Source organism: Photobacterium kasasachensis, assembly GCF_050336885.1.
Classification (GTDB): Bacteria; Pseudomonadota; Gammaproteobacteria; order Enterobacterales; family Vibrionaceae; genus Photobacterium; species Photobacterium kasasachensis.
Map to the genome: position 1 here is coordinate 445,736 of NZ_JAKJSH010000006.1, position 22,723 is coordinate 468,458.

The 22,723-nt window shown below is 49.2% G+C and carries 18 protein-coding genes; 8 read left to right on the forward strand and 10 right to left on the reverse strand.

Annotated elements, in window-relative coordinates:
• Nucleotides 1–9 precede the first annotated feature (9 nt).
• From L4D19_RS09690 to L4D19_RS09715, 6 genes are all read right to left on the reverse strand, one after another.
• Entirely contained in the window at nucleotides 10–2,391 is a 2,382-nt protein-coding gene (locus tag L4D19_RS09690; RefSeq protein ID WP_428452288.1) for a hypothetical protein, read from the reverse strand.
• 161 nt (nucleotides 2,392–2,552) lie between these two features.
• The gene (locus L4D19_RS09695; RefSeq protein ID WP_428452289.1) at nucleotides 2,553–2,759 is read right to left on the reverse strand and encodes a hypothetical protein; all 207 of its coding nucleotides are present in this window, start codon (nucleotides 2,757–2,759) and stop codon (nucleotides 2,553–2,555) included.
• A gap of 448 nt (nucleotides 2,760–3,207) precedes the next feature.
• Nucleotides 3,208–4,101, reverse strand: coding sequence for an IS1595 family transposase (locus L4D19_RS09700; protein ID WP_428452290.1), 894 nt, complete (start codon nucleotides 4,099–4,101; stop codon nucleotides 3,208–3,210).
• A gap of 228 nt (nucleotides 4,102–4,329) precedes the next feature.
• A complete protein-coding gene (locus tag L4D19_RS09705; RefSeq protein ID WP_428452291.1) occupies nucleotides 4,330–5,169 on the reverse strand; it encodes a peptidoglycan binding protein CsiV in 840 nt (279 codons plus the stop codon).
• Between the two features lie 29 nt (nucleotides 5,170–5,198).
• Nucleotides 5,199–8,654 carry a transcription-repair coupling factor gene (gene mfd / locus L4D19_RS09710; protein WP_428452292.1) on the reverse strand — a complete coding sequence of 1,152 codons (3,456 nt, stop codon included), beginning with the start codon at nucleotides 8,652–8,654 and terminating at the stop codon, nucleotides 5,199–5,201.
• 5 nt (nucleotides 8,655–8,659) lie between these two features.
• Nucleotides 8,660–9,232 carry a PilZ domain-containing protein gene (locus L4D19_RS09715; RefSeq protein WP_428452293.1) on the reverse strand — a complete coding sequence of 191 codons (573 nt, stop codon included), beginning with the start codon at nucleotides 9,230–9,232 and terminating at the stop codon, nucleotides 8,660–8,662.
• A 189-nt stretch (nucleotides 9,233–9,421) separates the two neighbouring features.
• Here L4D19_RS09715 and lolC point away from each other — a divergent pair, with 189 nt between their 5' ends.
• From lolC to lolE, 3 genes are read left to right on the forward strand one after another with little or no spacing between them, the layout of a single operon-like run.
• Nucleotides 9,422–10,630 (forward strand): lipoprotein-releasing ABC transporter permease subunit LolC, encoded by a 1,209-nt coding sequence (lolC, locus tag L4D19_RS09720; RefSeq protein WP_428452294.1) that lies wholly within the window; start codon nucleotides 9,422–9,424, stop codon nucleotides 10,628–10,630.
• Complete coding sequence (gene lolD, locus L4D19_RS09725) at nucleotides 10,623–11,312, forward strand: lipoprotein-releasing ABC transporter ATP-binding protein LolD (RefSeq protein ID WP_428452295.1); 690 nt, start codon at nucleotides 10,623–10,625, stop codon at nucleotides 11,310–11,312. The genes lolC and lolD overlap by 8 nt, the downstream gene beginning before the upstream one ends.
• A complete protein-coding gene (gene lolE / locus L4D19_RS09730; RefSeq protein ID WP_428452296.1) occupies nucleotides 11,312–12,556 on the forward strand; it encodes a lipoprotein-releasing ABC transporter permease subunit LolE in 1,245 nt (414 codons plus the stop codon). Before lolD ends, lolE begins: the two co-directional genes overlap by 1 nt.
• Nucleotides 12,557–12,805: 249 nt before the next feature.
• Here the strand turns inward: lolE and L4D19_RS09735 are convergent, their stop codons facing one another.
• Entirely contained in the window at nucleotides 12,806–13,315 is a 510-nt protein-coding gene (locus L4D19_RS09735; protein ID WP_075766486.1) for a DUF2062 domain-containing protein, read from the reverse strand.
• A 32-nt stretch (nucleotides 13,316–13,347) separates the two neighbouring features.
• Between L4D19_RS09735 and L4D19_RS09740 the strand changes: the two genes are divergently transcribed.
• The 5 genes from L4D19_RS09740 (at nucleotide 13,348) to kdsB (ending at nucleotide 19,483) form a co-directional block, all read left to right on the forward strand.
• Nucleotides 13,348–15,681 carry a DNA internalization-related competence protein ComEC/Rec2 gene (locus tag L4D19_RS09740; protein ID WP_428452297.1) on the forward strand — a complete coding sequence of 778 codons (2,334 nt, stop codon included), beginning with the start codon at nucleotides 13,348–13,350 and terminating at the stop codon, nucleotides 15,679–15,681.
• Between the two features lie 119 nt (nucleotides 15,682–15,800).
• Complete coding sequence (gene msbA, locus L4D19_RS09745; RefSeq protein ID WP_160648219.1) at nucleotides 15,801–17,558, forward strand: lipid A ABC transporter ATP-binding protein/permease MsbA; 1,758 nt, start codon at nucleotides 15,801–15,803, stop codon at nucleotides 17,556–17,558.
• Nucleotides 17,558–18,574, forward strand: coding sequence for a tetraacyldisaccharide 4'-kinase (gene lpxK, locus L4D19_RS09750; protein ID WP_428452298.1), 1,017 nt, complete (start codon nucleotides 17,558–17,560; stop codon nucleotides 18,572–18,574). The genes msbA and lpxK overlap by 1 nt, the downstream gene beginning before the upstream one ends.
• A complete protein-coding gene (locus L4D19_RS09755; RefSeq protein ID WP_075766482.1) occupies nucleotides 18,555–18,734 on the forward strand; it encodes a Trm112 family protein in 180 nt (59 codons plus the stop codon). The genes lpxK and L4D19_RS09755 overlap by 20 nt, the downstream gene beginning before the upstream one ends.
• Nucleotides 18,734–19,483, forward strand: coding sequence for a 3-deoxy-manno-octulosonate cytidylyltransferase (gene kdsB / locus L4D19_RS09760; protein ID WP_075766481.1), 750 nt, complete (start codon nucleotides 18,734–18,736; stop codon nucleotides 19,481–19,483). Before L4D19_RS09755 ends, kdsB begins: the two co-directional genes overlap by 1 nt.
• Nucleotides 19,484–19,597: 114 nt before the next feature.
• On the opposite strand, the gene L4D19_RS09765 is transcribed toward kdsB, so the two are convergent.
• The 3 genes from L4D19_RS09765 to elyC all read right to left on the reverse strand — a co-directional run bounded on the left by L4D19_RS09765 (nucleotide 19,598) and on the right by elyC (nucleotide 22,711).
• On the reverse strand, nucleotides 19,598–19,957 hold the full coding sequence (locus L4D19_RS09765) for a YgiW/YdeI family stress tolerance OB fold protein (protein ID WP_428452299.1): 360 nt from the start codon (nucleotides 19,955–19,957) through the stop codon (nucleotides 19,598–19,600).
• A 201-nt stretch (nucleotides 19,958–20,158) separates the two neighbouring features.
• Entirely contained in the window at nucleotides 20,159–21,550 is a 1,392-nt protein-coding gene (locus tag L4D19_RS09770; RefSeq protein ID WP_428452300.1) for an L-cystine transporter, read from the reverse strand.
• 318 nt (nucleotides 21,551–21,868) lie between these two features.
• Nucleotides 21,869–22,711 carry an envelope biogenesis factor ElyC gene (gene elyC / locus L4D19_RS09775; RefSeq protein WP_428452301.1) on the reverse strand — a complete coding sequence of 281 codons (843 nt, stop codon included), beginning with the start codon at nucleotides 22,709–22,711 and terminating at the stop codon, nucleotides 21,869–21,871.
• Between the last annotated feature and the right edge of the window lie 12 nt (nucleotides 22,712–22,723).

Genomic DNA, 22,723 nt, shown 5'->3' on the forward strand with positions numbered 1-22,723 from the left:
TTTATATGCCTACCCTTGAATAAAACCCGTAATTCTTGTGCGACTGAACAAAAATGATGAGATAGACGCAAAAATAACGACTAAGCTTATGAGCATAATCGGGAATATACATGTAAATATGACTTGATTATAAGTTTCCTGAGAAATATCAAAAAATAGCTTTATTGTGTTTGCCCCTAATATATATGATAAGCCACTTGAAATAATAATGATCGGTGAATTAAGACTCAGTATATATATAATACTAGTATAGACAGAACCTCCCAGAGCCTCCATAATCCCTAAGGTTTGTTTTAATTTTTGAGTTTCAGATATCCCAACTAGTATTGATGAAAAAAACAGCATGCTAATAATAACTATTATAAGAAATTTAACTGAAGAGTTAAGTGTTTCCTGTTCATTGAAATGATTTTTCTTTAGGTCATCTATTGTAATAGCCCTGGAAGTCATAACACCTGAGTTAGCCATAGTTTCCATAAAATCATCGGCGTTAATATGATTTATGAAAGATACTAAACCATACCTTTGTGGGGAAGTGGAGATAATAATCAAAACGGGTTTATTCTCTTCCAGAGGACTTCCGAGATGAAAATTATCCACAATACGAATAATATTTACTGAGTGTTCATCATCTTCCATCTTAAAAAAGAACTTATTATTTAAGACTTCTGTATACGAGTTAAATCCAAATTCATCTAAAAATGATTCAGTTACTATAGCATTCAATTCATTTGATGAGCTGTTTGTTTTTATGCTGTTTTCGATACCGGCTAGTGTGCTTAATCCAAGAACTTTCAATATATCTTTTCCTGCATAAATTGCATTTACAGAAAGGTATTCGTCAGTAATTGTCTGTTTTGAATGCTTTAATCCAATGCTCATTCTTGACATATCAAAAGGGCGCCAACTACTAACTGTATAGTTTTCGATTGTATTTGATAAATTTGTTCTATTAAAAGTACCATGTAGATGGTTTACTGTTAGATTATCTTCAGGAACTTCAAATGTTAATATGTCTGTTGATTTATATCCATAATTAACATTGAATACCGACTCGTTTTTTATATATGTTGTTATTGCTATGAATGTAATAACCCCTGCAAGTAATAATTGCAGGCCAATTAATATACTATTTGTATTTGTAACTTTTGCATTTGAGTAACGTGTAACTGATAATGATCTAGATTTATTTATGATATAAAACGTTGAAATGCCTCCTTCATAAATAGTTAGTGAACCAAGCATAATTGCTAAAGTTAACATAGCCGAAAAGGATAGGGCATAATCAGAAATGTCACCAAGCATTCCAAATAGGAAGTTTGAGGTTAGATATGAAATTGTAAGGAACGCACTCGATAGGAAAAAAACTGTGGTTATAAATATAATCTTGCTGACAAATAGTTCAGAGATAACTTGAAGTGGACTTGCTCCGATAGACATTTTTGTAAAAATTGAATTGGTTTTTGAAGATAACGAAATTGAACTGGAACAGAAATAGCTTAAAATAGTACTGAGAACTATTATTAAACATATAAGATAAAGGATATACAGCGATGCTTCTGATAACGAAGTCTCAATATCATCAGCATATCCTGAAGAGTAATGAATATTCTTTATTTCATTTGCTTTAAGGCTTATAAACTCTTCCGCAGTGAAAGGGGCTCCGGGGAGTTGTGGAACACTATGTTTTACAACCATTTGCAAATAATCGTGGGACAAATCAAAACCATCATGAACTTTAGCGAAATTATATATTGCGGTATCGTACCAATTTTGTCGCTTACTATTGAAATAGCTATTCCAAATTTCACTGTATTTTAAAATTGCACCAAATTTTAGCGATGTATCTTTTCTTGTGTTTACAACGCCTCTAATTTTGAATGTGCCTACTCCAACTATCTGAATTGTAGCGCCTACAGGATCTGTGTAACCAAGATATTCATCGTTAAATTGATGTGTTATATATATTTCATTTTCTCTTAATTCAGCTAGTGCTGTATTAAATGGATTTATCATTGATAAAAAGGTATCACTTACCGCATATATATCTGAGGTGGTTGTTGAATGTTTTCCTGCTATTACATCTACCTTTACTCGTGCTGCAAAGGCTACATTTTTAATGTTGTCGTCTACTTTAAGAGCATCATAAAGTGGGAAGGGTGACATTGCGGAGCTGACTACATCACCACTAGGTAAGTTAAATGCTGTTTCAATTCTGTAAATTTGTTGGAATTCATTATGATATCGATCAATTTTAAAGTCATTAATAAAAAGTGCTAGAACAATAAAACAACAGCTTACACCTATTGCAGAGGTGATAATTGCCACGATTTGATTAAGAGGACTAGTTTTAATATCTTGTAAGAATTCTTTGATTGAATTTCTTATCATACATCTAACACCATAAACAATTTTACGCTTCAAGTAATAAAAGCAGTGTGTGCTATTAAAGCCACACTGCTTAGTTATGTGCCATGAGTGCTCATACAGCCATAGTAACAATATAATTTTCGTTATTTTGTTATGAATTTGATAAGCGCTTGGCTAAAAAATCAGATTTTTTGTTTGTCGAAGCTTTTTGACCAACTCCAAGCAGTGATCTCAGAGTTATTGTTAATTAGTGACAGTTTTTGTACGCCAAGCTCTTTAACAGAGGGGGCTTCATGGTTAAGCGAGGTGTTCAATGCCTCTAACTTTTCATCCAAACTTTTGGCCGTCTCCAATACTTCGGTATTTGTTAAATCAAGTGCTGCGTTCATATGGGTCTCCTTACGTTAAATTGTTATCCACTAACTCACCCTAAATCTTCATGGTATAACCACAATAATACTAAGGTGTTTTAAGGCTATCTTTTATCATAAGGTTGTCAAAGGCATAGCTGTCTAAATTGCGAGTGTAAGCTCTATTTATTACATATCTTCAATTGCATTCTGTAGCGGAACAGTGATTTGTGTCGCTCTATTCGATGAGCTTATTCCATCACTTCATTCAGAGGATTTGATATCGATAAATATGCTAGATTCAATATTCAGGTCGTATTTATACAGAGGACGTGTAACTGGTAACATTGGAAGATCGGATAGCCGAGACGCTATTCCTGTATGTGCTCTGTTCAGTAACTTAGTTGAGAGCCCAGAACCCAGCAATTCTCTCTGTGAATGTAGCCTTTGATAGTGAATCATCACTCAAGATACGCCGCCACCCTAACTACTTAGTAAGGTTCTTAGTTGCCACGCCGCAGAGCGTACAATTTATCCAACGCTTTAACGTACTGTGGTATCCATTGACATGTTGTATATGGAATACGCCATCGAGGACTGCAATTTTTGAACTGCTAACAATCTCTTTTAAAACAACTTTTAATCGCTTAGATACATGTTCGTGAGCAAGATGAGCATCAGCACAAAGCGGAGTTTCTGGTTTTATACGTCCATAAAGATGTTGGTAGAGCTCATCACTACTCACACGTGTTAATACCGCATCAGTAAGATTTCCTTGTCTATCACAAGCCACAAGTACAGGAACTTGTTTTACCCGAGGGTGTTTAATACCTTTCTTTTTGTAAACGCTTGAACCGCCGCGTTTTCTAGGCTTTTTTATACCGCGTTTACCTTTATGTGATAATCTGAAAAAAGTTTCATCAATCTCAACAATCCCTTCTAAATGTTCAGATTTGTTATTCTCAAACAGTGACATTAAGCGATGACGTATATGGAATGATGTATCAAGAGAAATAGAGCAATGACGGGCTGCTTTTCTTAAAGACATCCCAGTCAACATGCACTCAAGATATTGGTCAAGTACATCAATACAATGGACGCCTGATAATTCTGTTTTCGTGAGTGACGTGAATGTCTTCTTGCATTTTTTACATTGAAATCGTTGTTTATTTGCTTGTTTTCCCCACTTGCGAACATCCGTACTTTCACATAGAGGGCAATGAGGATGACTGCAAAAGTTTTCCTCAATGCGTTCGAATAGACTTTTGGAGTGGCTAGTTGAATGATTGTTTGGCTCCAGGATCTCTTTAATACACTGTTTTTGCTCAGGTGTAAGCCGTTGAATTGACTCTAATAGCTGCGTGAAGTTGAAGTCTTCCATGCTGGTAGCCTCAAGGGTTTAGCATATCTATCTACAATATAGTTCATCAACTTAAATACTGAACAGAGCCTCCTGTATGTGTGTGCGATACGCCAACCTAGATGGAATAGTTATACCGATTGGTATTAGACCCAGATTAGATGCTCGAAGTTTGGTAAAAAAAATCCCCTGCCGACTGGTAGGGGATTTATGTAAAAGACATTAATGATAGGCGAGTTCAGGGGGAGGTTACTCACCAATACGGCGAATCTGGACCACCATTCCCATCAGCGGGTGATCAAGGTAGTGGGTTTCGCCGCTGCGCATTTTCCGCTGCTGCTCAAAGCGGTAGCTTTTCAGGAACTCCTCAACTTCCACTTTCTTCTTCACTTCTTGCAAGTGGCCTACCTGAACATTGCTGTCCTCGGCCAGCAGGTCGGTTTCGAGATCGATAGGCTCGGCACCGACAATCACCTCACGACGACCCGGCTCGCGCAAGTCCAGGCTGGTTTCAGTAAACAGATAGTGCTGAACGTAGACGCGAATCTTGCCTTCCAGTTCATAAAGCGGTGGCTCAGGGGCAACGGCCGGTACTTCCGTCGTGACAGGCATGCCGTCTGTTGTCATTACGGTTTCGCTTTCGGCAGCAGCAGGTAGCTCCGGTTGCGGGCTGGTGGCCTCGCGGCTAAGTGCTGCTTTCGAGGTACCGTCGGCAAGGTACTGGGACGAATAATCTTTGCCGGCCGTTAGGTGAAACTTCGGAGCCGCCGCCTTGCTCAAGTCACCCTGACGCCAGCCAAAATGAGCCAGTGGTGTGAAACCGGCATGACCTTTGAGCTTATTGTACTGTGGCGTCAGTTGGTACTGCTCTGGCAACATCAGGCTGATGTCCTTGCTGGCCAGCAGGCTTTCGTCATCGAAAGATACGGTGCCCTTCATATTGACGGGTTGTTGCTGATCCGGCCAGGCCTCACTGACTTGCGCAGGATCGATGTTGCGCTTGAACAGAATAACCTCAATATCAAATTGTCGCGCTGCCAGACTTGGCCAGCTAATGGCAATAAGCAGCAAATAAATCAGTTTTTTCAAGATAATACTCCGCACTATAGTGCCATCAATTATAGGGTGTTTTCCGCAAGCTTTGTTAGAAGCCCGTCAACATACTTTATTCTGTCTTTACGATCACTCATCGGAGCCATCACTTTCAGTTTAGTCGGGCCATCCATTCGGTAGTGCTGCGGCTGCGATTGTAACAAATTGACCAGGAAGCCCGGGTTGATAGACGCGTTTTGTGCAAATTCTACATATCCGCCTTTCTCGCCAGCCTCTATACGGCGGACGCCCAAATCGGCAGCCTTCAGTTTAAGTTTGTTGACAGTCAGCAGGTTGGTGGTTGCATCCGGCAATAGGCCAAAGCGGTCTATTAGCTCGACTTTCAGCTCGTTCAGGGCGTTTTCGCTGTCGGCACTGGCAATGCGTTTGTAGAGCGACAGACGGGTATTGATATCCGGGATATATTCGTCGGGCAGCAATGCCGGCAGTCTCAGCTCAATTTCAGTCTGCTGTTTTAGCAGATCATCCAGCGACGGCTCCTTGCCTTCTTTCAGAGCCTCGACAGCCTGTTCCAGCATTTCCATAAACAATGTGAAGCCGACGGACTGGATTTGACCGCTCTGTTCGTCGCCCAGGAGCTCCCCGGCACCGCGAATTTCGAGATCATGGGTTGCCAGGGTAAAGCCAGCACCGAGATCTTCGAGTGACGAGATTGCCTCAAGACGTTTCACCGCATCTTTGGTCATACGTTTCGGGTGCGGTGTCAGCAGGTAGGCATAGGCCTGGTGGTGGGAACGTCCGACACGGCCGCGTAACTGGTGCAACTGGGCCAGACCAAGATGGTCGGCACGGTTAATCACTATGGTGTTGGCGGTCGGGACATCGATACCGGTTTCGATAATCGTGGTACAGACAAGCAGGTTGAAACGCTGGTGATAGAAATCACTCATGATTCTCTCAAGCTCGCGCTCGCGCATCTGGCCGTGGGCAAAGGTGATGCGTGCCTCCGGGATCAGCTTGGCCAGATCTTCGGCCATTTTTTCGATGGAGTCGACATCATTGTGCAGGAAGTAGACCTGCCCGCCACGCATGATTTCACGCAGTACTGCTTCACGAACCAGGATATCCTCGCGCTCGCGAACGAAGGTCTTGATAGCCAGACGTCTTGCCGGTGGGGTGGCGATAATCGACAGATCGCGCATCCCGCTCATTGCCATGTTCAGGGTTCGGGGGATCGGGGTGGCCGTAAGCGTCAGAATATCGACATCGGAACGAATTGCCTTGATTTTCTCTTTCTGGCGGACACCGAAACGGTGTTCTTCATCGACAATCAGTAACCCCAGATCCTGGTAGCTGACCGAGGCATTGAGCAGTTTGTGGGTACCAATCAAGATGTCGATTTTGCCCTCTGCAACGTCGGCCAAGATCTGTTTCTGCTCTTTGGCCGTCTTAAAGCGAGACAATACTTCAACCCGTACCGGGGTATTGGCAAAACGGTCGCGGAAGTTCTCAAAGTGCTGTTGTGCCAGCAGCGTGGTTGGTACCAGTACGGTTACCTGCTTGCTGTTATCAACGGCAACGAAGGCTGCTCGCATCGCCACTTCGGTTTTACCAAAGCCGACATCACCACACACCAGGCGGTCCATGGCCTTGGCCTGGCACATATCCGACAGCACGGCATTGATGGCCAGTGCCTGGTCGTGGGTTTCCTCAAACGGGAACCCGGTGCAGAAGTCGGCATAGGCTTCACGGTCGAGTGCGAATTTAAAACCGGGCTTCATTTCACGCTTGGCGTAGACGTCAAGCAGCTCGGCTGCCACATCACGGACCTTTTCGGCTGCCTTCTTACGCGCCTTGGCCCAGGTTTCTCCGCCCAGCTTGTGAATCGGTGCCGTTTCTTCTGCACCGCCGGAGTAGCGGCTGATCAGGTGCAGCGAAGCAACTGGGACATACAGCTTGGCACCGCCCTGATATTCAAGTGTCACGTATTCGGTAGTGATCCCGCCGGCTTCCAGGGTCTGCAGGCCTTGGTAGCGACCAATACCATGGTCAAGGTGGACAACGGGCTGGCCGATCTGGAGCTCGGCAAGGTTGCGAATAATGGTGTCGGCGTTGACGGTTTTTTTATCTTCGCGTCGGCGGCGTTGTACCACACGCTCTCCGAGCAAGTCGCTTTCGCAGATAAAGGCGATAGATGGTTCGCTCAGGACAAAACCTTGTTCCGCGGCACCGATAACCAGCGCAAATTTACCAGGAGCATTGGCGGCTTCGTGGAGAGTGTTGCACACCATAGGGCGAAGCTTGATACGGGCCAGCAGATCAAGCAGTGCTTCTCGGCGACCTTCGGAGGCCACGGAGAAAATGATTTTGCCATCAAACTGTTCCGAGAAACGGCGCAGTTCGGCAAGAGGCTCCTTGAGCTGGTGATTGATAGTTAGTGCCGGGACAGGTTGCAGCAGCGGGTTGTAGCGACCGGCCTTTTCCGGTTCGGCATCCGGGCGAATACGAACTTGCGGCAGGGTTTTAAAGCAACTGAACATTTCGTCTTTGCCTAGCCAGAGTTCCTTCGGGCTAAGGAGAGGACGGAGCGGGTCAACGCGGCGCTGTTCGAATCGGTACTCGGCATCTGCCAGAAACTGGTCTGCTGCCGGTTCCAGCTCACCAAGGGTGATAAGCAGGCTTGAGTCGGGCAGGTAGTCGAACAGGGTTTCGGTTTGCTCGAAAAACAAAGGTTGCCAGTATTCGATGCCGGCCGGCCAGGTGCGCTTGCTCACTTGCTGGTAGATAGATTCCGGCTCTCGGCGGGCTTCGAATCGTTCGCGCCAGCGCATGCGGAAGTTTTCTACCGCAATCTCATTGGTCGGGAATTCGTGGGCAGGTAAGAGGTGAATACTGTCCATTTCGCCTGTCGAACGTTGGTTTTCCGGGTCAAACTGGCGAATCGAGTCGACTTCATCATCAAAAAAGTCAATACGGTACGGCTGGTTGCTCCCCATCGGGAAAAGATCCAGTAGGGAACCTCGGCTGGCATACTCGCCATGCTCCATGACCTGATCAACATGCCGGTAGCCAGAGGCTTCAAGCTGGAGGCGAAGTTTGTCGAGCGAGAGGCGATCGCCATTGCTGACCATCAATGCATGCTGGTGGATAAATTCACGCGGTGTCAGACGCTGCAACAGCGTACTGATAGGAACCAGGATGATCCCGTCACTTTGCGTCGGCAGCTTATACAGGCGTGACAAACGATCAGAAATGATGTCCTGATGCGGCGAAAAATTGTCGTAGGGCAGGGTTTCCCAATCCGGAAAGACGCTAACTTCTACGCCGGTAAACTGGGTTATCTCGGGCTGTAGGCGAAGGGCTGTCTGGGTATCAGGCACAACGGCCAGTACCGGCCCCTGGTGTAATTGAGCCAGCTCTGCAACAGATAAGGCCAGAGCTGCGCCTGATACGTTACCGATAAACCGGTTGTCCCCTTGCTTGGTCGGTAAAGGAAGGGAGAGTAGTTGATTCGATTTCATGTGCTTTACTGGGTATCTGTTCGCTGTTGGGCGCGCTGGCGCAATAGTTTTTGTTGAAAATAGAGAGCTGCGCGTATCAGCAAGTCCCGATCATCTTCCTGCAGGCGGTTGTATTTGAGTGTAATTTCAAACTTATTACCTTTTGCTGCACTGCCAGTGACTTTGGCATAGCAGTAGACGGCTGCAGATGGCTTGTCTAAAAATAGCTTAACCCGGGCGTTGCTGCCGACAGGAAAAGCACAGTTAGAGTAAAATGTGAGCTGACTGGCACCAAACGTTTCTGTGAGATGGCGGTGGTCAGGGTTGTCTTGTTGTGACAACACGTAAGACAGCAGGAGGTTAATCTTGCTGTTCTGGGCCGTCAGGTAATCGAGTAGCGGCTTGCTGTCTTCCTTGGTTAGCTTTTGCAGTGACTGCTCAATGCCGTCCTCGAGGCCGGTACATTCGCTGGCGACACGAAACAGCGGCGGAATTTCATGGCTGAATGCTATCTCATCAGGAAGCTGTTCGTTGGGGGGAAGCAGCTCGACGTTGATGGTTAGCCCGGCACTGACCGAAAAATACTCGTCCTGATTCATGTCATACTCGTGATTAATTAACTATCCTTCGATTATCACTTACCCTTCGCTTTCGAGCAAGCGCGGCACTGTCACAGTGCCTATTTTACCCTCTGTTTTTACATTAGTTTTGCGCCTCCGGATGGTAATCACTTGCTGCAACGGGTATTCTTGCGGGCAGTTAATAACAGGATGGTTTCGACTTCGTTTATGTTTCATCCAGTCTCTTTCTTTATTGGCCTGCGCTACTTGCGAGGCCGTTCCGGGGACCGATTCAGCCGCTTTGTTTCCTATATGTCTACGGCGGGGATCACCATAGGTGTGCTGGCTCTGGTAACGGTGCTTTCGGTGATGAACGGTTTTGAACAGCAGCTCAAGGAACGGATCCTTGGCGTGATGCCCCAGGCACTGGTATCACATCCCGGTGGCAAGGTTAGCTGGGAGAGCGAGCCGCCGGCTTCGCTCACCGGTTTGCCCCATGTGGGCATGGTCACGCCGCTAACCCGCAGTGAAACTGTTCTGCAAAGTGCCTCGTCATTATCGGCCGGCACGCTGCTGGGCGTTGACCCGGGTGCCTTCGAGCCGGTCGGTTACTATGTTACTCAGGGGGATGTGGACAACCTTACCCCAGGTAGTTACCGCATTATTCTTGGTCAGTCTCTGGCCGGGCAGCTTGGCGTTGATGTTGGTGACAAGGTGCGCCTGATGGTCACCAGTGCCAGCCAGTATACGCCGCTCGGACGTATTCCCAGCCAGCGAAATTTTGTGGTTGAAGGCATGTTCAACACTGGCTCGGATGTCGATAAGCAACTGATCCTCACCAATATTGTCGATGCCGGTAAGTTGCTACGCTATAAGCCCGGCGAAATTAGCGGCTGGCGCCTGTTTGTCGATGACCCGTTTGTTGTGACCGAGCTTGCCCAGCTACCGCTGGAAAATGGCTGGGTGTGGTCTGACTGGCGTGAACAGCGTGGTGAGTTATTTCAGGCCGTCAAGATGGAAAAGAACATGATGGGCTTGATGCTTGGTCTTATCATCGGGGTGGCGGCGTTTAATATTATCTCGGCGCTGATCATGGTGGTGATGGAGAAGCAGGCCGAGGTTGCTATTCTCAAAACCCAGGGGATGACAAGCCGTCAAATCCTGCTGGTGTTTATTGTTCAGGGAGCCAGCAGCGGCGTTATTGGTGCGCTCTCCGGTGGCCTGTTGGGTACTTTTTTGGCGCTCAACCTGAATTCCGTATTGTCTGTGCTGGGCGTCAAGCTGCTTATGGTCGGTGGTTCACTGCCTGTGGTGGTAGAGCCTGTACAAATTTTCTTGGTTATTGTCGGCGCGATTGTCTTGAGCCTGCTGGCAACTGTGTTCCCTTCTTATCGTGCAGCATCTGTTCGTCCTGCTGAGGCATTGCGTTATGAGTAATTCGTTATTGGTTTGTCATGGGTTGCGTAAGGTTTATCGCGAAGCTCAGCTTGAAACAGAGGTATTGAAAGACGTTGGCTTCGGTATCAATGCCGGTGAACTGGTCGGGATTGTGGGTGCTTCCGGCTCGGGGAAAAGTACCCTGTTACACCTGCTGGGTGCATTGGATCAGCCGACGGCAGGGGATGTCTTTTTCAAAGGGCAGAAGCTCAATGCCATGAGTGCCAACAAACAGGCGAAAATCCGTAATCAGGAAATTGGCTTTGTTTATCAGTTCCACCATTTGCTGGCTGATTTCAGTGCGGTTGAGAATGTGGCGATGCCGCTGCTTATCGGCGGTGTTTCGTCTGATAAGGCAAGATCCCAGGCAGAAAGTATGCTGGAACAGGTTGGCTTGCAGCACCGGCTGGAGCACCGTCCTTCTGAACTCAGCGGGGGCGAGCGTCAGCGTGTGGCAATTGCCCGGGCGATTGTTAATAACCCAGCCTTGGTATTGGCCGACGAGCCGACCGGTAATTTGGATCATAAGACGGCCATAGAAATTTATGAGCTGATGCGCAAGCTGAACAAAGAGTCCGGCACCGCTTTTCTGGTGGTTACCCATGATAATGAGTTGGCCGGTAAGCTGGATCGCTGTATGCACATGCAAGATGGCGAGCTGGAGAAGGTAGAGGTGGCGTAATGTTCAGACCGCTTTCTCTATTTATCGGTAGCCGTTTTAGCCGGGCAAAACAACGCAACCGGATGGTGTCATTTATCTCGATTTCATCGACGCTGGGCATTGCTGTCGGCGTGGCGGTGATCATCATCGGTTTGTCGGCAATGAACGGTTTTGAGCGTGAGCTGCAAAACCGGGTGCTGTCGGTGATCCCGCACGGCGAACTTGAAGCGGTTAAGCCACCGTTTACCGAGTGGACCTCGGTGTTGGATACCGTGCAGGAGCATCCGCAGGTAACAGCCGCCGCCCCCTATATCCGTTTTACCGCGTTGCTCGAAAAAGGCAGCAGCCTGAAGGCGGTGGAGGTACGTGGGGTCAATCCCGAGGAGGAGCGTAAGGTCAGTGCGATTCCGGACTATGTGAAGGACAACGCCTGGCAGTCGTTCTCGGCGGGCAAAAAACAGGTGATTTTGGGGCAGGGAGTCGCTGACAAGCTGGGGATTACCGAGGGCGACTGGATCACGGCAATGATCCCGAATCCCGATCCGGCGCTGAAACTTAAGGCTCCGCACCGTATCCGGCTACAAGTGTCCGGCCTGCTGGCGCTGGGAGGTCAGATAGACCATAACTTTGCCTTGGTACCATTGGCGGATGCCCAGCAATATCTGTCTATGGGGGATGGAGTGTCCGGGATCTCGTTGAATGTCGAGAATGTACTGGATGCGCAAACCATAGTGCGTGAGGTCGGGTTTACCCTGCCAGTCTATGTCTACCTGAAGAGCTGGACCCAGAAATACGGCTATTTATACCGTGATATCCAGATGGTACGTACCATTATGTATCTGGTGATGGTACTGGTGATTGGCGTGGCATGCTTCAACATTATTTCGACCCTGATGATGGCGGTAAAAGACCGCTCGGCAGATATTGCCATATTACGCACCATGGGGGCCGGCGATGGGCTAGTGAAGGCTATTTTTATCTGGCACGGTATTTTGTCGGGGGTTGTTGGCAGTCTGCTGGGGGCTATGCTGGGTTCATTGGTTGCAATTAACCTGACATCGCTGATAAAGGGGCTGGAGAGTATAATTGGCCACCAGTTCCTTTCCGGAGATATCTACTTTGTTGATTTTCTCCCTACCGAGCTGGCCTGGCAGGATGTCGCGATAGTTTCGCTTACCGCGATTGTACTTAGCCTGCTGGCAACCTGGTACCCGGCAAGACGGGCCAGTGCCTTGCAGCCTGCTCAGGTGTTGAGCGCCAAGTAGCCAGTGCTAATATCCAAGACCTGTAGGTAATACAAGCCGGCAGAAAGGTTAATTGTGAGAGCAGAAAGGCTAATTGTGAGAATAGCCTCGCGGCTTCCGCAGCAAATGTTGATTGCACCGTCGATTGTTTGATAGCTGGTTCTCACACGGGTATTTAGGCATTGTATGTCATTGGCTAAACGTATAAAAAAACCTCGCTTAGGCGAGGTTTTTTACGTTCTGCAGTGTGGTGGACCTGAGAACCACCTGTTAGCGAAAACGCCGTTTGTTCCAGCTTCGTACAACCGAATAGCGCCACAGTCCACGAATACCCAGATAGCCCACAAGACCAAAAAATACCCCGCAGACGGCACAGCCGAGCAGGAAGGGAGGCCCGATTTGATTCATTTGGTGCAGCAAAAACTCCCACGAAAGTTCGAAGTGAAAAGGTTGGTGGGGAGTATTCATCAGCCAGGCCCCGATCTTATAGGCACCATAGAAAAGCACTGGCATGGTAACCGGGTTGCTGACCCAGACAAGGCAAACAGACAGGGGCAAGTTAACACTGAACAAGATGGCAAGGCCTGCAGCCATGATCATCTGGCTGGGGAGCGGAACAAATGCCATAAAGAGGCCCACGGCAAAGGCTCCGGAGGCCGACCGGCGGTTGAGACACCACAAATTGGGGTTGTAAAGCACATTACCGAAAATCTTGAGCGCTTTCTGGCGCTTGATTACGTCATGGCTTGGCAAGAAACGTCTAATTACTTGTCTTGGCATTTTTATTCGTTTGTAATTGTGGCAACACGGTTATGAACCAAGCCGTAGCCGGTATTGCGTTAGGAATTTTATCGCTTCATTTCTGGCCGTTAATACCAGATTACATATGGTTTATTACAGCCTTAATGATAGGTGGTGTAGTTTTATACCTTTCACGGCTCAGATTGTTGATCTGGGTCGTTATTGGCGCCTTTGTGGCGAAAATTGGAGCAACATTTTATGCAGATGCTGTCCGAATAATACCTAATGAGCGCGAGAATATTACCATAGTTGGTGAAGTTAGCAGCCTAATAAATCAAAATATCCCCACCTCCAGATTTGATTTTACGCTTTCTTCGATAGGGCAGCACGAACTACCTGCATATAATCCGTTGCGAGTGAGGCTGGAGTGGCCGCGTACTATCGAAATGAAGCAGGGCGAGCGCTGGGAGCTGGAAGTTAGGCTTCGTCGGCCCTATGGCAGGGTCAACCATGCAGGGTTTGATGCCGAGCGTTATTTCCTAGGTAATCAACTGCATGGTAAAGGGACGGTACTCTCCGGTCGGAAGCTGCCGTCATCTATCCGCTCCGGCCCAGTACTCTCCGAAATAACTTCGCGTCAACGGTTGCTGGATCGAGTGGTGGTGTTGACTGAAGGTCTGACTAATCGGTCCTACTTGCTGGCACTTGGCTTTGGCTTTCGCGACGGATTGTCTGATAAAGACTGGCTTCTGCTGCGAGACAGCGGCTTGTCGCATTTGATGGCGATTTCCGGCCTCCATATTGGCCTGGCTGTGGTGTGCGGATGGTGGCTCGGCAGCCAGATCCGCGGTATTGGCCCCGAATGGGATTGCCTGCTTTGGTTACCGCTATGGCTGGGCCTGTTGTTTGCTCTGGGCTACGCTTGGCTAGCAGGATTTAGCCTGCCGACACAACGGGCACTGTTGATGAGCACCATGGTCATGGTGCTGATTCGATGCCGGGTGCACTGGCCCGGCTGGCAGATTTTGCTGCTAGCCTTGATGGTGTGCCTGATCCTTAATCCGCTAGGCTCATATTCGGCAGGCCTTTGGTTGTCGTTTTCCGCAGTTTTCGTATTGTATGTCGCCAGTGTCAGCGGGATACGGGCTGACACCGGGGGCGAGACTTCCTGGCTGCGTAGCTGGCGGAACAAACTAAAGCTGTTGGTGATGGTACAACTGGTCCTGATGAGCATGATGCTGCCGGTACAGTGGTTGTGGTTCGGTGGAGTGTCTGTGGCTGCTGCCGTTGTCAATCTGTTCGCCGTCCCCTGGGTAAGCTTTCTGACCGTTCCCTTGGTGCTGGCCGCTATTGCCGCTTTATGGTTGCCGTCATTGTCGGCTTGGTTGTGGTGGTTGGCTGATCTGTCATTGTTTCCTGTCTTAAGGCTGGCTGAGCTTGCCAGTGGTTCCTGGTGGCGTATCTCGGTGTATTGGCTGCCGTATTTATTTGGCGTGCTGGCTCTGGCTATATTGTTGTGGTTTCTGCCTGTCCGCGCCTTTAAGGCGCTATACGCTGGAACTGCTCTGGTGATAGTTAGCTGGCACGGGACTTTCGGACAGCTTAAGCATGATGTTGACTCTAAGCCTGACTGGCAGGTTGAGATGCTGGATGTTGGCCATGGTTTGGCGGTACTGATCCGGCGTGGTGAGCTGACTGTCCTCTACGATACCGGTAACCGCTGGGAACAGGGGAGTATTGCAACTGCGGTGATTGAACCGGTCATGCTCGCAACAGGAAGGAACCGGCTTGATGGGCTGATTCTCAGCCATGCCGATAGCGATCATGCTGGCGGGGCGGAAGATGTGCTAACAAGATTAAAGCCTGAGTGGAAACGTAGCAGTGACAGGCGGGCTGGCTTTATGCCTTGCCTTCGTGGCGAACGTTGGCAATGGCGACAACTGGACTTTCGTGTACTCTGGCCCCCCAGGCTGGTGGCGCGGGCTGCAAACCCGCATTCATGTGTTATCGAAATCAGCGACAGGGCATTGAGCCCTGATAATCCGACATCAGTTCTGCTGACCGGCGATATTGATGCTATTTCAGAGCTGCTGCTGGCCAATCTAGAACCTGACCTCAATCCAGAGGTGCTTTTCGTTCCTCATCACGGCAGCAATTCCTCGTCGACTGCTACCTGGCTTGCCACGATGACGCCAGCTTATGCACTGGTTTCTGTGGCGCGTTATAGTCCATGGACGCTGCCCTCTGTATCTGTCAGGCAACGCTATCTGGACAAAGGGGCTGTCTGGCTGTCAACAGCCCGTAGCGGACAGGTGTCTGTCAGTATCAATCGTGGTGATATTGATATCACTCGCTATCGGCAGGAGGTGAAGGATAGCTGGTACCGGGCACTGTTTAACGAGTAACTCGCTGATAAAATGCCTAATAATTGCGCAGCTTGAGAAGGAGATGATGGAACTTGTTTGGTGCATCGGCACGAAAGGAGTAGAATGGTTAGAATTGTCTTCAAGAAAAATCGGTTTTCATGACACAACCAACAGATCAATCCACTTGGGATACGTTTAAACGGCTTTGGCCTTCAATCAGCTTATATAAGGCAGGCCTTGGCGTCGCCGTTGTTGCGTTAATTATCAGCTCGGCGAGTGATGCGCTGATGCTCTCGATGATCAAACCACTTATGGATGAAAGTTTCGGCGGCTTGGATAGCGTTGAATCGAACTTTTTGGCAATGATGCCTCTGTACTTGCTGGGACTGATGATCCTCCGTGGCCTCAGTGGTTTTGTGTCTGCCTATTGCCTGTCCTGGGTTTCCGGTAATGTCGTCATGTCGTTGCGTCGCCAGATGTTTAACCATTTCATGAAAATGCCAGTTGGCTTTTTTGATCAGGAATCATCCGGCAAGTTGTTGTCCCGTATTACCTATGACTCGGAGCAAGTAGCCGCCGCTACCAGTGGTTCCTTGGTTAGCCTGGTTCGAGAAGGGGCAAGTATTATTGCCCTTATGGGGATTATGTTCTGGAACAGCTGGCAGCTGTCGGCCATTCTGTTGGTTATCGCCCCGGTTGTGGCGATCAGTATTCGCGTGGTCTCCAAGCGTTTTCGCCGTATTTCAAAAAATATGCAGGATGCCATGGGCTCCGTGACCTCTTCTGCCGAGCAGATGCTGAAAGGCCACAAGGTGGTACTGAGCTACGGCGGCCAGCAGGTTGAGAAAGAGCGCTTCGATGATGTCAGTAACCGTATGCGCCAGCAGACGATGAAACTGGTATCGGCACAGGCGATAGCGAACCCGGTGATCCAGGTGATTGCTTCGCTGGCCCTGGTGGTGGTGTTGATCCTGGCCAATACCGAAGCATTGCGCGCCGAGCTGACGCCGGGTACGTTTGCACTGGTTTTCGGTGCCATGTTCGGTCTGATGCGCCCGCTTAAAGCCTTGACGAATGTCACCTCTCAGTTCCAGCGCGGTATGGCTGCCTGTCAGACTCTGTTTGGACTAATGGAGCTGGAAACGGAAAAAGATCACGGTACTGTCGTGGCCGAGCGTGTTAAAGGTGATATTGAGGTTAAAGATGTAACCTTCACTTATCCAACCAAAGATACCCCGGCATTGCGCAATGTTAACTTCACGCTCCCGGCTGGCAAGACTTTGGCCCTTGTTGGCCGTTCGGGATCGGGCAAGAGTACCATCGCGAATTTGTTGACCCGCTTTTATGATGTGGATTCGGGCCAGATCAGCATCGATGATCACGAGATCCGCGACTACAAGCTGGCCAACCTGCGTGAACAAGTCGCAGTGGTTTCACAAAACGTGCATCTGTTTAACGATACTATCGCCAACAATATCGCCTATGCCAGTGGCGATACGTTTAGCCGTGCCGAAATTGAAAAGGCGGCCGAGTTGGCCTACGCCATGGACTTTATCAAGGACATGGACAACGGTCTTGATACCATGATCGGTGAGAACGGCGTGAGCCTGTCGGGCGGCCAGCGTCAGCGTATTGCTATCGCTCGTGCCTTGCTGAGAAATGCGCCGGTGCTGATCCTTGATGAGGCAACCTCCGCGCTGGATACAGAATCTGAGCGAGCTATTCAGTCGGCACTGGATGAGCTCCAGAAAGACCGCACTGTGCTGGTAATTGCGCATCGTCTATCGACAATCGAGAACGCCGATCAGATCCTGGTTGTCGATGAGGGGGCAATAATCGAGCGTGGTGTTCATGCTGAACTGCTGGCGCTAAATGGCGCGTACGCCCAGCTGCATCGCATTCAATTTGGTGAATAATGTCGACCCTTATCGAAAAAATCTGGTTTGAGCAACATCCGGCGGGGTTATTGCTCAAACCTTTGCTGTGGCCGCTTAGCAAGTTGTTCGGTGTGATCAGCCGCCGCCGTCGCCAGCAGTACCAGTGTGGCGAGAAAGCTGCTTACCGGGCGCCAGTTCCGGTTGTCGTTGTCGGTAATATTACCGCTGGCGGCAATGGTAAAACCCCGGTGGTCGTCTGGCTGGTCGAGCAACTTCAGGCCAAGGGGCTGAAACCCGGCGTCGTGTCGCGAGGCTATGGTGGCAAAGCTCCGTATTACCCTTTTGCGGTGAGTGCAGAAACCTCGACGGCAGAAGCCGGTGATGAACCTGTATTGATTCATCGTCGTACAAGTGCTCCGGTGGTTGTGTCGCCAAAACGTGCTGAAGCCGTACAACGCCTGGTGGAACAGGATGTCGACGTCATCATTACCGATGACGGCCTGCAGCATTATGCGCTAGAGCGTGATATCGAAGTCGTTGTTATTGACGGCCAGCGTCGCTTTGGCAATGAGCAGCTGATCCCGATGGGGCCGTTACGTGAGTCTTGCGAGCGATTGAGTGAGGTCGACTTTCTGATCTGCAACGGTGGTCAGCCTCAACAGGGTGAAGCATCTATGCAGCTGCAACCGTCGGCGCTGATTAATCTTCAAACCGGCGAGCGTAGGCAGGCTGCAGAACTGACCGATGTGGTTGCGATGGCAGGTATTGGTCATCCCCCTCGGTTCTTTAATACACTAAGCTTGTTGGGAGTGACGCCCGTGGTATGTCAGCCTTTTGCTGATCATCAGGCATTCTCCGAGCAGGAATTAAAACAGCTGGCCGAGCAAGGCCGGCATTTGGTAATGACAGAGAAAGATGCGGTGAAATGCCAAACTTTCGCTCAGCCGAACTGGTGGTATCTGCCTGTTGATGCCGTGCTGCCAGCGCCTGAAGCTGAGGCTATTATTAACCGGATTATTGAGGTAAAGGAAGAATATGGATCATCGTCTGCTTGAAATCGTGGCTTGCCCTGTCTGTAAGGGCAAGCTGAACTTCGATAAAGACAAAAGTGAGCTGGTTTGCAAGTTTGACCGTCTTGCCTATCCCATCAAGGATGGCATTCCGGTTCTGCTTGAGCCTGAAGCTCGCACGTTAAGCCCAGACGAGGTGAAATAATGTCGTTTACGGTAATCATACCGGCACGCTACCAGTCATCACGCCTACCGGGTAAGCCGCTGGCAGATATTGGCGGCAAGCCGATGATCCAGTGGGTATACGAGCAGGCGAGCAAAGCCGGTGCCGAGCAGGTGATTGTTGCTACCGATGATCAGCGTATTGTCGATGCGGTTGAAGGGTTTGGCGGTGAAGTCTGCCTGACCCGTGATGATCACGAGTCTGGCACCGAGCGTCTGGCAGAAGTGGTTGAGAAGTACCAGTTGGCAGACGATCAGATCGTGGTGAATGTACAGGGTGACGAGCCGTTAATTCCTGAAACCATCATTCGCCAGGTTGCCGATAACCTTGCCCACAATGACGACGCGCCGATGGCCACGCTGGCTGTTGAGATTGACCATGCTGACGAAGTCTTCAATCCTAACGCAGTAAAAGTCGTGACGGACAAGAATGGCTATGCGATGTATTTCAGCCGGGCTTCGATTCCATGGGATCGCGATAATTTTGCCAAGCGTCCGCAGGAGATCCACCAGAACCTGATGCGCCATATCGGCATTTATGCCTACCGTGCCGGTTTCATTAATACCTATATTAACTGGGAGCCGAGCGCGCTGGAAAAAATCGAGGCGTTGGAGCAGCTTCGTGTGCTGTGGTACGGCGAGAAAATCCATGTTGAGGTTGCTATTGATGCACCGCCTGCCGGAGTGGATACGCCGGAGGATCTGGAAAAGGTTCGTGAGCTGATCGGCTGATAGCCAGATGAATAATAGCAGGCTGAACCATAGCGGCTGTAGTTGAAAGTAGAAGGCTGGTCATGATGACCAGCCTTTTTTGTCTCTTGGTTTACCGAGCAAGTTACGGTGGGCCTACAAGACCTGGATTTTGTCGATTTCAATCTCTGGGTTGGTGCTGCCTTCCACTTCGCCATAGACACGCAGACGGGTGTTGGGGGTAATGGCTTGCTCGAGGCGGATATCGTCATCGACTTCAACATTGATTTCATGTTTCCCGTCGCTGAAGACATAGGTATCAGCACTGATTTGCTTAACTAGCTTGCCTTCGAGAATGACATTTTGGTCAGAGAACAGGTTGGTCTGCTCTAGTACTTCGTTGACTGTGGTTGTTTGAATCGGGCCGCTGTACGACACGCCGTTAGGGTTAGCCAGTGCGACAGTCGGCATGATGATCATCGCGGCGGTAATTGCGTAAACAGTTGTCTTAATCATGGTCATCCTACCTATTTAATCGTGATTCGTATGGTGATTGATGTCTTGGTTGATGAAGCTATTAAACACCAGCGCGACTGAACTTGATGTGAGTAGGCAATTCATATTCCGTTCATGAAACGGTGTTGCCGAAAAAGTGATGATGGCAAAAACAAAAAGACCACCCGCAGGTGGTCTTTAATCTATTTGTTGGGATGGTTTTTAAGCGTTAACTGGTTTGTTGTCATTATCATCGTCAGCTTCAAACAGGCTGTTGTCGGCCTGGCCCAGAACTCGCGAGGTAATCGTGCCTGCAGTCATCGCACCGCTTACGTTCACCGCTGTACGTCCCATATCAATCAGCGGTTCGATAGAGATCAACAGGCCAGCGAGTGCAACCGGCATATCCAAGGCGGATAGGACAATCAAAGCGGCGAAAGTTGCACCGCCACCGACACCCGCGATACCGAACGAACTGATAGTGACAATGGCGATCAGTGTCAGCATGAAGCCAGGATCAAGCGGGTTGATACCGATTGTCGGTGCAATCATAACGGCAAGCATGGCGGGATACAGACCGGCACAGCCATTCTGGCCCATAGTGGCGCCAAAAGAAGCCGAGAAGTTTGCCACTCCTTCACCGTTACCCAGCTTTTTCACCTGAGTATCGACATTTAACGGGATAGTTCCTGCACTTGAGCGGGAAGTGAAGGCGAAGGTCAATACCGGGAGGATTTTCTTCAGGTACCGAACTGGGTTTACGCCTACGAATGAGACTAGCACTAAATGCATTACCAAGATAAGTGCCAGGCCGACATAAGAAGCGGTCACAAAATTGATCAGGCTCAGGATGTCATCATAGTTAGAACCGGCCACAACTTTGCTCATCAGGGCCAAAACGCCATAGGGTGTCAGGCTAAGTACCATGCGAACCAGGGTACGGACCACTTCCTGGGCTACATTGATGAACTTCTCGAAACTTGCACCAAGATCTGGCTGGTTACGGATAACGCTGAGGCCTGCGACACCGATGAAGGCTGAGAAGATCACTACGGCGATGGTTGATGTCGGGCGGCTGCCGGCTAAGTCGGCAAACGGGTTACCGGGGAAGAATGAAATGATCATGTCGGCAAACGACAGTGACTCGACAGTGCTAAGGCGAGTTTCAAGCACTTCGCCACGGGCAATTTCACGTGCGCCCTGAACGATGCCTTCAGCAGACAGGCCAAAGAGGTTGCTGACCAGGATCCCTATAAGCGCTGAAGCGGCTGTTGTTGCCAGTAATATACCGATGCTGAGACCTGAAATTTTGCCCAGCGAGCCGGAATCCTTGACCTTGATAATCGCACCGATGATGGAAACCATGATCAGCGGCATAATGATCATTTTCAGTAGGCTGACATAGCCGGCACCAACGATGTTGATATATTCGAGGGTATCAGCAATCACCGGGCTGCCACCACCGTAAACGAGCTGAAGCGCGCCGCCGAAGATGACCCCGAAGCCGAGGCCGGTAAAGACCTGTCTTGAGAGGGTGTACTCGGTTTTTTGCTGTTTGAACAAGAAACCAATTAGCAGGGCGAAGAGCGCCAGGTTTATCACTAGATACATCATGCTGAGCCGTTCCAAGTAGTATTTTATTCGCCTGAAAGTATGATTTCAGACTTATCTATTAGCTGGGAGCGCAATTGTATGATGCAAGGCACTTATCAGAAACGGTTTTTTATTACCAAAGCTATAAGAAAATCGAACATATTAAAACTGTTTGGAATATAGGCCCGATAATCACACTTATAGGTTGTTTATTAATCAAAACAATAGTTTGCGTGGATTGTTTGCTTGTTGTGTATATCGTGCTGGGGTGCAATTTGATTTATATGATTTGCATTGGGTTGTACCAGGCCAGTTTCCCGGCCTGATAGCAAAGGGAGACTAAGCGGGAGAGGCGGTATTCAGTGCCAGCTCCATGGACACATTAGAGGTTGATTCTGGTTGCTCGGGGGCTTGCTTGGTTTCGCCAAGCAGGTTTCTTAGCCGCTGCCACCACTGGCCCAGTGTTTCGTGCCAATAGCGCTCCGTTTGTTCCAGATATTTGGCCTGCGGCTTATAGCGCTCCCAAGGTTGTTTGATCTTGTTGCTGGCAAGAAAGTTGGTTGGCGCAGGGGTTGGGGCCAGGCCGGCTTGCTCAAACTCATTCATTGCGCGGGTCATATGACTGGCAGAGGTGACCAGAACCAGTTTTTTATCACCGACAACAGAAGCCGCCTGGAACGCTTCTTCCCAGGTATCCTTGGCGGTTTCGAGCAGCAGGATATCACTTTTGTTGGCACCCAGTGCCAGGGCTACTTTTGCCATCATTCGTGCCTGGCTGATACTGGTACCACCACCATAACCCGACAAGATCAGCTTGGACCCGGGGAACATGCGATGGATACGTATGCCTTCCGCCAGGCGCATCAGTGATGTACGCGATAGCTCGGAGGTGATTGGCATCGCATGGTCGATAACATGCCCGCTTCCCAGCACCATGACATAGTCCACCGTTGCGGATGTCGGGACGAAGGGGTTATTCTCGCGTTCCAATGGCCGAAGCAAGCTGGTTGCTATCGGCTGGAAGGATACGAGGAAAATGCCTATAAAGGCGAATCCGATGAAAAAGGACGCGAGTCCCTTGCGCCGGGTAAACCAGAGGATCAACAAGCCCAGGAACCCGATTATCAGCAGTGCGGGCAGGGGCATGAGTAATGCAGAAACAATTTTTTTTAGTTCAAACATGCAATGTAGTCC